The sequence below is a fragment of the Microvirga vignae genome, from assembly GCF_001017175.1.
Taxonomy (GTDB): Bacteria; Pseudomonadota; Alphaproteobacteria; order Rhizobiales; family Beijerinckiaceae; genus Microvirga; species Microvirga vignae.
In genome coordinates this window covers 1-13,015 of record NZ_LCYG01000089.1, presented here as the reverse complement: position 1 = coordinate 13,015, position 13,015 = coordinate 1, and the positions used below count along the sequence as shown (strand labels likewise).

Annotated in this window: 17 protein-coding genes; 16 read left to right on the top strand and 1 reads right to left on the bottom strand. The window is 62.1% G+C overall.

Annotated features, from left to right (window positions below; all coding sequences use genetic code 11):
* Positions 1 to 294 precede the first annotated feature (294 nt).
* The 12 genes from AA309_RS26625 to AA309_RS26575 all read left to right on the top strand — a co-directional run bounded on the left by AA309_RS26625 (position 295) and on the right by AA309_RS26575 (position 9,047).
* Entirely contained in the window at positions 295 to 615 is a 321-nt protein-coding gene (locus tag AA309_RS26625; RefSeq protein ID WP_047192047.1) for a hypothetical protein, read from the top strand.
* A complete protein-coding gene (locus AA309_RS33615) occupies positions 612 to 1,376 on the top strand; it encodes a helix-turn-helix domain-containing protein (RefSeq protein WP_084731691.1) in 765 nt (254 codons plus the stop codon). The genes AA309_RS26625 and AA309_RS33615 overlap by 4 nt, the downstream gene beginning before the upstream one ends.
* Positions 1,373 to 1,846 carry a hypothetical protein gene (locus tag AA309_RS26620; RefSeq protein WP_047192046.1) on the top strand — a complete coding sequence of 158 codons (474 nt, stop codon included), beginning with the start codon at positions 1,373 to 1,375 and terminating at the stop codon, positions 1,844 to 1,846. Before AA309_RS33615 ends, AA309_RS26620 begins: the two co-directional genes overlap by 4 nt.
* 433 nt (positions 1,847 to 2,279) lie before the next feature.
* Positions 2,280 to 2,798, top strand: a complete 519-nt coding sequence (locus AA309_RS26615) for a hypothetical protein (protein WP_047192045.1) — start codon at positions 2,280 to 2,282, stop codon at positions 2,796 to 2,798.
* A 12-nt stretch (positions 2,799 to 2,810) separates the two neighbouring features.
* Positions 2,811 to 3,161, top strand: a complete 351-nt coding sequence (locus AA309_RS26610) for a hypothetical protein (protein ID WP_047192044.1) — start codon at positions 2,811 to 2,813, stop codon at positions 3,159 to 3,161.
* 80 nt (positions 3,162 to 3,241) lie between these two features.
* Positions 3,242 to 4,324: a head maturation protease, ClpP-related gene (locus AA309_RS32575; RefSeq protein ID WP_160310553.1), complete on the top strand. Its 1,083-nt coding sequence runs from the start codon at positions 3,242 to 3,244 to the stop codon at positions 4,322 to 4,324.
* Positions 4,321 to 4,683, top strand: coding sequence for an efflux RND transporter periplasmic adaptor subunit (locus AA309_RS26600; RefSeq protein ID WP_047192043.1), 363 nt, complete (start codon positions 4,321 to 4,323; stop codon positions 4,681 to 4,683). The genes AA309_RS32575 and AA309_RS26600 overlap by 4 nt, the downstream gene beginning before the upstream one ends.
* 2 nt (positions 4,684 to 4,685) lie before the next feature.
* Positions 4,686 to 5,201, top strand: a complete 516-nt coding sequence (locus AA309_RS26595) for a hypothetical protein (protein WP_150117784.1) — start codon at positions 4,686 to 4,688, stop codon at positions 5,199 to 5,201.
* A gap of 124 nt (positions 5,202 to 5,325) precedes the next feature.
* Positions 5,326 to 5,526, top strand: a complete 201-nt coding sequence (locus AA309_RS26590) for a hypothetical protein (RefSeq protein WP_047192041.1) — start codon at positions 5,326 to 5,328, stop codon at positions 5,524 to 5,526.
* A 140-nt stretch (positions 5,527 to 5,666) separates the two neighbouring features.
* Positions 5,667 to 6,248, top strand: coding sequence for a DUF1349 domain-containing protein (locus AA309_RS26585; protein ID WP_160310552.1), 582 nt, complete (start codon positions 5,667 to 5,669; stop codon positions 6,246 to 6,248).
* Positions 6,249 to 6,301: 53 nt separating this feature from the next.
* Positions 6,302 to 8,737, top strand: a complete 2,436-nt coding sequence (locus AA309_RS26580; protein WP_047192039.1) for a phage tail tape measure protein — start codon at positions 6,302 to 6,304, stop codon at positions 8,735 to 8,737.
* Between the two features lie 10 nt (positions 8,738 to 8,747).
* Positions 8,748 to 9,047 carry a hypothetical protein gene (locus tag AA309_RS26575; protein ID WP_047192038.1) on the top strand — a complete coding sequence of 100 codons (300 nt, stop codon included), beginning with the start codon at positions 8,748 to 8,750 and terminating at the stop codon, positions 9,045 to 9,047.
* A gap of 403 nt (positions 9,048 to 9,450) precedes the next feature.
* On the opposite strand, the gene AA309_RS26570 is transcribed toward AA309_RS26575, so the two are convergent.
* Positions 9,451 to 9,795: a hypothetical protein gene (locus AA309_RS26570; protein WP_047192037.1), complete on the bottom strand. Its 345-nt coding sequence runs from the start codon at positions 9,793 to 9,795 to the stop codon at positions 9,451 to 9,453.
* A 119-nt stretch (positions 9,796 to 9,914) separates the two neighbouring features.
* Between AA309_RS26570 and AA309_RS26565 the strand changes: the two genes are divergently transcribed.
* From AA309_RS26565 to AA309_RS26550, 4 genes are all read left to right on the top strand, one after another.
* On the top strand, positions 9,915 to 10,673 hold the full coding sequence (locus AA309_RS26565) for a hypothetical protein (protein ID WP_047192036.1): 759 nt from the start codon (positions 9,915 to 9,917) through the stop codon (positions 10,671 to 10,673).
* 62 nt (positions 10,674 to 10,735) lie between these two features.
* Positions 10,736 to 11,344 (top strand): hypothetical protein, encoded by a 609-nt coding sequence (locus AA309_RS26560; protein WP_047192035.1) that lies wholly within the window; start codon positions 10,736 to 10,738, stop codon positions 11,342 to 11,344.
* 312 nt (positions 11,345 to 11,656) lie between these two features.
* A complete protein-coding gene (locus AA309_RS26555) occupies positions 11,657 to 11,908 on the top strand; it encodes a helix-turn-helix transcriptional regulator (protein WP_047192034.1) in 252 nt (83 codons plus the stop codon).
* Positions 11,898 to 12,980, top strand: coding sequence for a tyrosine-type recombinase/integrase (locus AA309_RS26550; RefSeq protein ID WP_047192033.1), 1,083 nt, complete (start codon positions 11,898 to 11,900; stop codon positions 12,978 to 12,980). Before AA309_RS26555 ends, AA309_RS26550 begins: the two co-directional genes overlap by 11 nt.
* Positions 12,981 to 13,015: the final 35 nt, after the last annotated feature.

Below are 13,015 nucleotides of genomic sequence, written 5' to 3'. Positions count from 1 at the left end.
TTGGCGCTCCCTAGGGAAGCCCGAAATTCCATACAATTCAAACTCTTGCCCTACTAGTTTGGGCAATGCCCCTACATTGAATTGCAATACGTTTTCCGAACGCCCCCCAAACCGAAGAGCCCAAAAGAAAACCGCCGCTCTGGGGGTCGGAGCCCAGAACGACGGCGGAAATCAGGTCAAGAAGCCAGCGACGACTTCTAAGGCGCAACATAGGGCGAGGGCCCCGCATCTGGCAAGTCTCATACCGATCTGGAGCGATGATCGACGCCACCTCCAAGGCTGGGAGACAGCCAGATGAGCGAAGCGGACAGCTCTACGCGCAATCTGTTCGCCTGGTTGCGGAATGTCCAGGCGGACCCAGAAATCGCGGCTAGCGGCTTTAGGTTGGCTTTCGTCATCAGCCAGGACCTCGATGCCGATGGACGTGCGCGACCGACCCAGGCGGCCCTCGCTGCAGCGATCAATGCGACTGAGCGAACGGTCCGGACACTGACCGATAAGCTGGTCGAACGCGGACACCTAGCCGTGACCGTGCAGCGCGGTCGCGGCGTGCCGAACGTGTATGCCCTCATAAATTCGGATCTGGCCTCCCCAGATCGGGAGGCAGTTGCTTGAGCGTCACCCTCCTCAACAAGTGGCAGCTCCTGCAGAAGATCTTGGCGGATCCTGACCTGTCAGTCACCGGCAAGCTTGTGGCCGGCGTGCTGCTCGATTGCCTCAACGCAGGAACCCTTCAGTGTAATCCCTCGTACCATACCCTTGCGAAGAGTGTCGGACTGACGAGGCGTCGGGCAATTGAGGGCGTCAAGGCGCTTCAGTCCCGCGGCTGGCTGACGGTCGCGCGGACAGATCATGAGGCATCGAAGGGAACCAAGAAGGGCCTTCCATCGAATAGCTTCACCTTCGACTGGAGCCGGTTAGGTGAGCCTGCCCCTAGTGTCGAAAACGACACTAGGGCTAGTGCTGAAAATGACACTAGCCCTAGTGTCGGAAATGACACTCCCCTAGTGCCGGAAACGGCACTAGCCCTAGTGTCGGAAACGACACCCAAACATGGTAATCTAGAAACCGGTAATAGAACCAAGAAAGAAAACGCGGGCGCGCGACGTTCGGCTGAACGCTCGCCCCTTGGATGGGGGCGAGCTGCGCCGAACTCTCGGACTGATGAGCGCACTGAGCGCCGCGGCAAGAAATCCAAATCCACACCGGTTGAGATGGTCTTCGTCCTTGAGGGCACCGAGGCCTATGCCGCCTGGCTGCGCCACGAGGGCAAGTCGGAGAACAGCGTCCATGTGAAGGAAATCGGCGGGAAGCGTGGACGCTACTACCCATCCGAATGGCCGCCCGCCGCATCCTACCCGGAGGCTGCCGAATGATGATGTTCGATATCTCCCGAGCCGCTCAGTCCCGCTATGACCGCCTGCGTCGTGAATGGCCGTACGATCCCACCATCGACTGGGGACAGGTCGAGGCGCTCTTCTTCGTGCTCTCGGTGGCAGAGCAGGACCACTGCTCCCGGTTGGCGTCTCGCTATGTCCTGTACTGCCGGCGTTCGGGACGCCGGTTGAAGGGCTTGGCGAAATGGATCGAGACTCGCGGCTGGGCTGGGTTCCTCGATGTCGAGCGTCGCGCCGTGCAGCAGGCCGGATCGCGCCAGGTGCCAGTGTGGGTGATTGAGGGCACCCGGGCCTGGGATGCCTGGCAGGGGTACCGGCAAGCCAGGGGCCAGCGCATGCCTAGCCCCGACACCATCAGGGCCGAACGCGGCCGCGGCTGGTGGTTTCCCTCGCTCTTTCCGCCCGATGCCGCGGAGCAGTCCTATCAGCAGGTGAGGGACGCGTCATGAGCTTTACACCATTGGTGGAAACCCCGGAGAGTTTTATCCGGCCCCGGAAAGAACCGCACCTCACACGCGTGCACGTGCGTGGCGCGCCTGCACGCGCGCGATCGAACCGGCATCCGGCTGAAAGCGCACAGGCCGAACGGTGGAGCGCCCTCGGCGATCTGTCGGACTTGTCCTCAATCGACCCTCAACCAGACCACCTCAACGTGGTGCGCAAGCAACAGCGTGACGGCACCGCGACACGCCACCCGAGACCCACCCCCCCTGCCGGGGACCCTGGACCCCCGTGGGGCTATAGCGGGTCGGGCGGCAGCGCGGTCTTCCACCGGCTGAAACATTTTTGAAACGTGATCCACCACAAGGCTGCGCTCCATTGGGCTGAACGCCAGGCGCAGCAAGGCTTTGAAGGGCAACCGAGAAGGAGAGCGAGTTGAGCATGACCCGCAAATTATGGAGCCTGAACGGACTTGCGACCGAACTCGGCCGCGATCGCCGCACGGTGGCGAAGGCTCTGGAGGCCGTGCCCGCAGACGGCGTCCTTGGTGGTCACAAGGCTTGGTATCTCAAGACGGCTCTGGACAGACTCAAGGCCGTCACGGTCGAAGAGGCACTGTTTGATGATGAGACGGGTCGGATCACGAAGGACGAAGCAGATCGCCGCCGCGCAGTTGCCCTGGCCATCATTGCGGAAGTGGACGCCGACGAGGCGCTGAATCGCGTGATCCTGCGTGAGGGCGCGGAAGCGGACATGGCGGCGTTCTGCATTGCCCTGAAGACCAGCCTCACAAATGCCGCCGCAAAGATCGCCGGCCGCGCGGCCATCATATCGAGCGCCCCCGAAATCCAGGAGCTGTGCGAGGCCGAGCTGAACCGCGCCTTCGACGTCGCGCAGGCCGAGCTCGTGACGCGCTGGACGCGCGAGGACAGCACCGCCGAGGCGGCAGTGGCACCGTGAGGCGTAGGCCTGATGTCCGTGCGCCCAACGTCAGATCAACTGCTGAAGGCGGCCGAGCTCGTGGCTGGGCATCATCCCGATGTTGCTGCGCTGCTGCGCGACCTCGCTGAGCCCACGACACCGCCGGATCCTGTAGGGCTCAGAAAGCGGGTTCTGCGCCGGATCTGGCGGATACATCTCGCCGGCATGCCGCGGACGGCCGCGGCGCGCGTCATCGCCGCCGCATGGGCATCTTATGAGCCTACTGAGGCGCAGCCAGTGCCAGGCACCCAAGCTGCGGATTTCGATCGTTTGAGCAGGGCCGGCGTTCGTCCACTGGCCTGGCGCCAGATCGCCGACGCTCTGGATGAGATGCTCGATTGAAGCACTGCAATTTTTTGCAAAATGCGTGAGCGCGCGCGCGACCCGCTGCACTGTCGCATGGACAGAAAGACGGGATGCACATGCCTATCCTAATAGCTGAAAACGAAATCACGCTGATCGGCGTCGTTGGTGGATGGTCCGAGGAAGGCTTCGACGCCGCTGGCGTCATTACCGCCCTCGCCATGCTCGGCCGCGAGACTGATATCACGGTCCGCCTGAACTCAGGCGGCGGGATCGCAACCGAAGGCGCGGCTATCCACGCGGCGCTAAAATCTCACAAGGGCAAGGTGGCCATTGTGATCGAGGGGATCGCCGCCTCTGCCGCTTCCATCATCGCGCTGGGCGGGACGAGCGTCACAGCGCGACCTGGTGCCGTGTTCATGATCCACGACCCGGCGGGGCTGACGTTCGGCAATGCCGCCGATCACGCGAAGACCATCGAGGCACTCAACACGCTCGGCGACGCCTATGCAGGGATCTATGCCGATAAAACGGGCAAGTCTGCAAAGGCCATGCGCGAGCTGATGCGCGCCGAAACCTGGATGACAGCCGAAGAGGCCGTGAAAGTTGGGTTCATCGACAAGGTCGATGGAGGCGAAGCCAACGACAACAAGCCAGCGGAGGCCTCGGCCTTCGACTACAAACTCTATGCCAAGGCGCCCGCGGCGCTTGTGGCCCTCGCTCAGGCGCGCGGCTGGGAGCGACGGGCGGCCGTTGCCTTCGGGTTGCCCACGCCAGCACCAAAGCCGCCGGCTCCCCCGGCCGATCCGGCTCGGGAGCGAGCGGAGGCGATCACGGCGCTCTGTGCCGAGGTGCGTCTTCCCGAAATGGCTGCAGGACTGATCGCTTCCGATAAGACCATGCAGCAGGTCCAGGCCTGGGCCTCTGATGTGCGGGACATCCGGACCCGGGTCGCACTGGCCGCCAAGCTCAACCCGAAGATCTCTGCCAGCCTGGCCGACAAATTCATTGCGGAGGGCAACAGTCCGCAACAGGTCGGCGAGATCCTGCTGAGCGATGTCATTGACGATCAATCGCCCGAGATCGTGCCCGCCGCCCCGTCCCCTGCCTCTGCGACCGCCGCACAGGCAGGCTGGGATAAGGCCGTCGCTCGGATCAACGCCAATAACGGGTTCGTGCCCGGTGAAGGAGGCCAGTCGTGAAGACCTTCTCGATCGATCCCACCCGCCTCGCCCAGTTCCAGCGCGCCAGCGCCATGGCGATGGGCGCCGCGCAGAAGGCAGAACGGGACCTGAACAGAGCAACTGATCGCCATCAATCCTGCCTCGAGGCGCTCCGCACGATTTCGAAGGGGCTTCCAACGCAAGCAGGCCGGATCGCTCGCGAGAAGCTCCGCCCGGAAACTCTACACCAGCTTGAGCAGGCGGAGGCCAATCTCGCCACAGCCGAGGCGGCTCTCAATCGAGCCCGGCGCGAACTGGCTGCAGTCACCGACATCCGAAACAACACCACGGGCATAGCCGCCCGTGTTCAACACTACATGCAGGGGGGAAGGTCGTGAACGTGAACAAGTCAATTTCCAAGCTGCGCGCAGCCCTCGACGGCACCCGGCGCGACCTGGACGAGATCCGCGACCGCATCGCCGATCTCCAGGCCCAACGCACCGCAATCCAGAATGCCCCCGTCGACCGGAAAACGATGGAGCAGCGTATCAACTACGAGATCAACCGCGTGACAGCGGTCAAAAATCTCACCTTCCGGGAGATATCTGCCGTCGATGGTCGCTTCTACGCCTCCGAATTCAACAAGCGCTTCGACAAAGATCCATTTGCTCTCTTCGCCGCTCTCGATCCTGAAGGCCTCAAGGCCGCACTCCTCGAGCATCTGCCCGCCGACGGGCTGACGGCAGAGGAGAGCCAGGCCAAAATCATCAAACTGGATGCCGAGATCCTTGCCGCTGAGATGGCGGAGGAGCTGACCCTCCGCGAAATCGAGGCAGGCACCGGCGCAGCGATCCCGCGGCGCGCTGATGCCGATCCACGCGTGCTCTTGGCGCCAGACGCAGAGTTACAGGCTTGAGGAGGGGACGTCTGAGGGCGCTGCAGTAGCCCAACAACGGAAAGCCGGCCTGCGCGCCTCCCGCCCAATTCGACCAACACGCGTTCAAGGCCAGCAAGCTGCAACCAATCAACAGGAGCGAGCGATGCGACAGGAACATAGAGGGCAGATCGTGGCGGAGCGGCTCCGGACCGCGGCCGCCCTGCTAAACCAGACAGACAGCAAGATGGCCGAGCACCACGAGGCTCTCCTCGCAAAGGGATACGCACCCGAGGACGCGGCGCAGATGCTCTACGAGTGGGCCGCTACGCTCGCCGGGACCACGCGGCCGGCGACAGTGCACTAAGATTGCCCGTTTAAGGATCCGCATTCATGGCTGACAGCAAAATCTCAGCTCTACCGCCTCTCGGGCCGGCTGCGCTGCTCACTGGCGACAAGGTTCCCGTTGCGCGCGCCGATGGCAGCAACGGGGCATTTGATATTTCGATGCTCGCCGGCAAGGCGCTGGCGATTCCAAAGGTCGCCGATTTCACCCGCATTGATGCGCAGGCGGCTTACACTCTCAGCAATGCGCTCGCCGGCCTCAAGATTTCGGCCAACGCGGCAACGCAGGCCGACCGGCCCATGCTGATTGCCAAGGCGCTGCCGACGCCGGGCGGGGCCTTCACCGCCGAGGTCAAATACAAGGCTGTGATGTTCAACCGCAGCTTCAACGGCATCGGCCTGGCGATCCGCGACAGCGCCACCGGCCGGGTTCACTATCTCGGTCTGAATAACAACGGCACCAACGTTGGCCCCTTGATCCAGACCTGGACCACGATTGCCACCTGGGCCGCCAATGGCACGTCGCTGGCCGGCTTGTTCTGCATTGATGCGGAATGGATGCGCCTGCGCAGCGATGGCACGACGCTGTTCCTCGAGCTGAGCGCCGATGGTGAGGATTGGGTTGCGGTGACGTCGGTCGGCTACAAGTCGTTCTGCGCTAATCCCGATCAGGTCGGCTTTGTCGTGCATCAGCAATCCGCCGGACAGGCCTCGGTGCTCCTGCAGCATTGGGCTCTGAGCTAACGATCGTGTGGGGCCACGCTGTCACCACCAGTCAGATGAAAGGTCAGTAAGTCATGGCGCGCGGCCGCGATACGATTAAAACCAGGATCGCCCTGGATGGCGGCAAGGAGTTCCAGGCCGAACTCGAGGCGCTGGGCGCCACCGGCGAGAAGGTGTGGCGCCAGCTGCAGCAGGAAGCCGAAAAGTTCAAGGGCCCGGATGAGTCCGTGACCCGCCGCCTGCGCGATATCGCCAAGGAATGCGAAAAAGTCGGCGCCGCCTTCCGCAGCATGGGCGACAAGGTCCGGGGCGTCGGGCAAACCATGTCGGCCGCGCTCACCCTGCCGGTCGCCGGCGCGGGTGCGGGGATCCTGAAGGTCGCGGCGAATTTCGAGTCCGCCATGACCGAGCTGAAGGTGTCGACCGGCGCGGTGGGCGATGAATTCACCGCCCTGCGCGACAAGGCGCGCGAGATCGGCAAGAGCACGGTCTTTGGCCCGACCCAGGCCGCGCAGGCCATGAACGAGCTCGCTAAGACCGGCACCAGCACCAAGGACATTCTCGATGGCGCGGCGGATGCCACCGTGCGCCTGGCGACCGCGAACGGCGCCGAGCTGGCGCCGGCGGCGAAGCTGGTATCCGACGCCCTCAATCAGTTCAACCTGAAGGCCAAGGACACCGACAAGGTCGTTCAGCTCGTCAGCGGTGCGGTCAATCAGTCCAAGCTCGATTTCGCCGACTACCAGAACGCCATCGGGCAGTCCGGCGCGGTTGCCGGCGCGCTCGGCCTGTCATTCGAGGATCTGAATATCGCGCTGGCCGGCACCAGCTCGAGCTTCTCCTCGGGCGCGGATGCGGGCACGTCGTTTAAGACCTTCCTGCAGCGCCTGAAGCCGTCGACCGATGAAACGGTCCAGATGGCGAAGGAGATGGGGCTCAACTTCTACACGCTCAGCGGCCGCATGAAGCCGCTGTCATCGATCGCGGATGAGCTGCGCAACAAGTTCAGCCGCATGTCCGACGAGGACCGCAACGAGAAGATGACCAAGTTCTTCGGCTCGGATGGGATCCGCACCGCGCTGGCCCTGATGGCCCTCGGCTCCGAGGGTGTGTTCAAGCTGCAGAAGGCCATTCGTGGGTTCGATACGATCGGCGCCGCCAACGCCCGCATGGACGGCTTCAACGGCCAGCTCGAGCAGCTCAAGGGCGCCTTCGAAGAACTCGCGATTGTAATCGGCGACAGCGGCCTGCTGAAATTTGCGACCGACTTCGTGCACGCCATTGCGGAGATCGTCGACGAGCTGGCGAAGGCCAATCCTGAGATGCTCAAGTGGGGCACGGTCATCGCCGGTGTCGTCGCGGCGCTAGGCCCTGTTGTGGCCAGCATCGGCCTGATGGTGGTCGGGTTCGGCGCCCTGGTGACGGCCGGCGGCGCGGCGATGACAGCCATTGCCTCGATCGGCACGGTCCTTGGCACCGTCGGTACCGCCATTGCGGCGGTCCTCACTGGGATCGTCAGCTTCAAGGCGCTCTTCGTCGCGGCCTTCGTGGCCGGCTTTGCCGCGGTCTATTTCTTCTGGGATGACATCAAGGCGGCGGCTTCGGCGGCGTGGGAGTTCATCGTCGGGCTGTTCAGTGCGGAGACCCTTGCATCGGCCTGGAGCTCTGTCGAGAAGGGCGCGAAGGCGGTTTGGGACGCGGTTGTCTCGATCTTCGAGACCAGCCGCGACACCGTCGTGTCGGTGTTCGATAGCCTGGTCGACGGCATCGGCGCCGGCTGGGATGCAATGGTCGAGTATGCCAAGGGCATCGTGGCCAGCATCATCGAGCCGTTCAAGGGTGCGGGCGATCAGATTGCGGGGGTGTTCTCCGGCATCACCGACTCGATCCGGAGCGCGCTTGATGACGCGGTGGACTTCGTCAGGAGCGCAGCGGACCGCATGATCGACTCCCTGCAGGCGGTTTGGGATGCGATCCGCGGCGTGCGGTCGGCGGCGAGCTCGGCCGGCTCAGGCGGCGGTGGCGGTGCCCCGGGCTTCGCCGGCGGCGGCGCTGTGCACGGCCGCGGGACAGGAACCTCGGACAGCATTCTCGCCTGGCTCTCGAATGGTGAGTTCGTGATCAAGGAGAAGGCGGTCAGGTTCTACAGCCCGGACTTCCTCGATGCCATCAACAACATGAGGCTGCCCAAGAATTGGCTCCGCGGCTTCTCTAAGGGCGGCATGGTCAGCATCCCCCAGCTCAAGAGCGGCCTGCCGGCTTTTGCTTCTGGCGGCCTCGTAGACGGGCTTGGGGCGGCTTTGGCGGGGTTGATGCCGTCCATGGGCTCCATACCCGCCCTGGCTGCTCCGGCGGGCTCCGGCGGGCCTGCGCTGCAGCCGATCAACCTCTCGATCGGCGGCCGGGAGTTCGGCACCGTGCTGGCGCCGGCGGATGTGGCGAGCGGCCTGGTGCAGTTCGCCCAAGGGCAGCAGATCCGCAGCGCCGGCAAGAAGCCGGGCTGGTACTGAGGAGAGCGATGTGACTGAGGAAGAGAAGGCGGCAATGATTGCCACCAACCAACAGAAGTTTGCCGAGCATTGGGGCGACGACTTCACCAGCATGTGGGCCGGTAACGGGTTCTGGATTGGGGTCTCGCCTTGCGGGACCTTCGTCGGGATCGAGTTCCATCGGGCCACCGGCGAAACCGTTCGGCACTCCCTCAGCATCAATCAGCTCGGGGCCTTCATGGACGAGATCTACCTCGCGGCCGGGACGGCGATGGAGCGCAGCCAAAAGACCGTGCTGGAGATCTCCAAGCCGGAAGGCCGGCCGAATTAACGAGCTTGCCCCGCGGGACCAGAGCGGGGCGATACAGAGCGGGGCCGCGCACGGATGCACTGCCGGCCCTGCTCTTCCCCATGATCTCGTGACCAGGGCCCACGTGGTTTTCCTGAATCAAAGGCACCACCCTCAAACCTTTATGGCACTCGGGTTTGAGGGTGAGTTGTTGGGGAATTCCCAACAAGTGAATCGGGTTTCCCCAAAATTGGGGAGACCCTAGTGTCATTTCCGACACTAGCCCTAGTGCGATTTATGACACTAGGGGTGTGCTCAAATTTGAGCACACCTCTTAAGCCCTTGATTTCAAACGACGCGAAATTGCGTTTGGTGGGTGTCCCCAAAATTGGGGAGGCGTTCTAAGCCCTCGAACGGGATGAGCAGGTAGCCCGGTGGGTGGAACTCAGCGGTTCTTCTTTGTGGGTTTCTTGCGAGCAAGCTCTCTTGCTCTGCTCTCCCACTCGTGCAGCACCGCATTACTGAACCAGTCGGCAATCTCACTATCGGACAAGTCCAATTGTTTCAGCGCTTCCGGCGTGTCGTCATCCTCGCAGAGTTCCCGCCACCAGCGCTTAAACGCTTGCTCTATGCTCTCGCCCGTTCCTGGCTGCAACCCGAGTTCCATCAGGCGGCGGATAGCCTCGGGGCGTGTAGGGATCTCCGATTGCTGCCTGCGCCACGCATCGACAGCTTTGATTTGGTCAGGGGCAAGACGGACCAAGACCGGGGTCGACTTATCATCGCTCATATTGAAATCTCGATATCAGGATATTGACACTGCTTTCAATATCCTGATATCAGAATAGCGGCCCGGAGGGAAGCTGGAACCTTCCGCACCGGGCCTCACCATCAACATGAGGATAAGTCATGTCTCAGGCTACCCATACCCATATCACACGTCGTTCGATCCTTGCAGGCCTTGGCGCTGCAATTCCTGCCACTGCCGTTGCGGCGGCTCCGGTCTTCGCAGCCCAGCACCCAGACGCGGAGCTCTTGGCACTAGGGTGCCAGTGGGACGAAAGCGCGGCTGCTATCGATGCAGTCCGCAAGGCTTTTGACATCGCTGAAGAGCGCTTCGGGGAGATCGAGATCGAGGAGCCAGAGGAGCTGTTCCAGCAGCCTCAAGATATGTCGCTGGGGTTTGCCGGCGCGCACGAGCGTCACGACGGCCGCCGCTGGTACGTCTGCCGGATCGATGAGCTGAGAACGAAGCCCCGCCTGAAGCAGGACTGGAGCCGGATTACGAAGGCCCCGAACGGGGAGCACTTCTGCGTCTATGTTGCCGATCCAAAGGCTCAGGCCCGTGCCGACGAGATTGTGGCTGCATATGACCGCTGGCAGGCCAACATCGCCCGGGCAGAGGACACCTCCGGTCTGACGGCCGCAAAGGCAGAGGATGAGCGCCTCCAGAAGATCAATCGAGATCTCTGCGAGCAGATCCTGTCAACTCCTGCTCGGACCGTCGAAGGCCTGGCCGTAAAGGCTCGCATCTATGCTTGGTTCACGGGTGGGGCCGACGAGGTCGAGAAGGACCTTACCAGCCACTTGGAGACCGATGGGCCGGGAGATCAGACAGCCATGCTGGCCATTGTGCGAGATCTGTTGAAACTGAAAAATCTCACTTGAAACCCAAAATATAATCCGCATAAGTTTCCGAATAAAGGTAAGCCAAATTGGAGCCCGCCAGCATGCGGTTTTCAGATGCACTATCCGTTCTCTCCCAGCGCTGGCGCGTTTCAGTCAGCGAGCTGAATAGCTATCATCGCGCTCTGCGCGCGGCTGACGCTATTCCAGCCTCCTCCCGCGGTCGTGGAAAGGATGATGTCAGCGAGGAGGCGCTTCTGCGCTTCGTCATCGCATTCTTCAGCTCGCGCCAGGCGAATACCTCGCCCGAACGACTTGATGCAGTCCTTCGGATGTGGCGAGCATGGAATAGTACCAACATGAAGAAGGCCGCTCGTCCAAAGCGGTATGAGGGCAGTGCGCCAGAGCTCTTTCTACAGAATACTGTCCTTGAGACGCTATCCGCAGCGTTGAAATACTATCGCGAAACGCCAAAGCCTAAATCCTTAACGTTTCAGTTTCACCACAACGTCAATACCGTCTTCGTCACAGCTGGCGATGAGTGGTTCAGTGATGAAGGATTCGCCTCATTGCCTTCACAGGTCCGGTCTCCGGCCTTCGCGAACTATGATTCACCGTATGAAGGCTGGGAAGACGAAGACTCTGATTACGAGGAGAGCAAGACCTTTGGTGGGCCTACGCTAATCGCCCTCAACAGGATCCTTGCGGGGTAGTCACGAGCCGGCGCTCCCTTGGGCCTCGAATCGCGTGTCAAGGCGTGGGTCAGTGGACAAGTCTGTCAATCGTTTACGGATCCACGGTGTGAAAATCGAGGACAGTGAGGACAGTGAGGACAGCTATGGGCGGAAAATACCAAAAACCTTCCATCCCTCAGACCGCGCCCCAATACTCGAACCCTGCTTTCCGCTGCAACCACAGTGGAGGATGCGAAATCAGAGCTCTTCATCGGTGCCCGGTTTCGCGAAATGCGAACCCTGAATGCGTCCCGGGCGTGGTTGGCCGGGCGCCGATGAAGTCTATCTGACATGGCCCGGCAGACTGCCCTCCCACCCTCGCTTCCCCCTCGGCTGATCAGCCGTGAGGCTGCGGCCGCGTACGTGTCAGTCTCGCCGGGCAAGTTCGATCAGATGGTTGAAGATGGGCGCATGCCTCGTCCGCGCATTCTCGATCGTCGAAAGGCCTGGGACGTGCGCGCGCTTGACAGTGCCGTCGACCAGTTACCGGTCGATGGTGAAAGCTTCGTGGACGATACATGGAGCGATATCGATGCCGCGTAAGACACCGCCGCACGTCGAGCGGAATCATGTGAAGGGCAAGACGTACTACTCTTTCAGGATGGGCAAGGGGCCACGCATTCGCCTTCCCGACGATCCCCGATCGGAAGAATTCGCACAGGCCTATCGTGACGCTCTGGCAGGCAATTACCGGCCTGCATCGAAGAGCCAAACCGTGCAGCCGGGATCAATTGCGGCCATCATCCGCTCGTATCGCAAGAGCGCCGAATATATCGGCCTGCGGGCGACGACGAAGCAGGGATACGAAAGCCGCCTGCGCATCATCGAGGCCGCGCATGGCCATCGCCAGATGGCTGGCCTCAATCGGGAGCGCATCGTCAAGGGCATCATGCAGCCCTATGCGGATCGGCCTGGACAGGCTCTCGCGATCCTCAAGATGCTTCGGGTGCTGATCCGTCACGCGATGCTCATCAACGTTCTGAAAAGCGACCCCTCTATCGGTATCCGCAGGCCCAAGGGTGGCGAGATCCGCTCATGGACCGATGAGGAAATCGCCCAGTTCGAGGCATACTGGCCCGTCGACTCCAAGCAACGGCTTGCCTTTGCGCTCCATCTCTACACCGGGCAGCGGAGATCCGATGTTCACCGCATGACGTGGGCAGATATCCAGGGCAACTCCATTCGCGTGGTACAGCAGAAGACCGGAGCCAAGCTCACAATCCCGATGCACCGGAACCTTGTCGGGGTCCTGGCGGCAGCCGGCCGGCAACACGTCACGATCCTCAACACGGCCTATGGGAAGCCCTTCACGGTTGATGGCTTTTCGGGGTTCATGCGGGATGCGATCACCGAGGCAGGGCTTCCTCTCGAATGCCAAGCGCACGGCCTTCGGAAGGCAGCTGGGCGGCGTCTCGCAGAGGCTGGGTGTACGGCGCACGAGATCATGTCTGTGCTGGGCCATAAGACGCTTGCGGAGGCTGAACGATACACCCGCGAGGCTGATCAGGCTCGGATGGCGATGGCGGCTGTGACCAAGCTGCAAGCACGTTCCGGGAACGGAATTGCCCAAACCGATGCCGCAAAGTTTGGGGAAACAGCAGAAAAAGGAAACTAACCAATATGTTAGAAAAGCCTTGGCGCTCCCTAGGG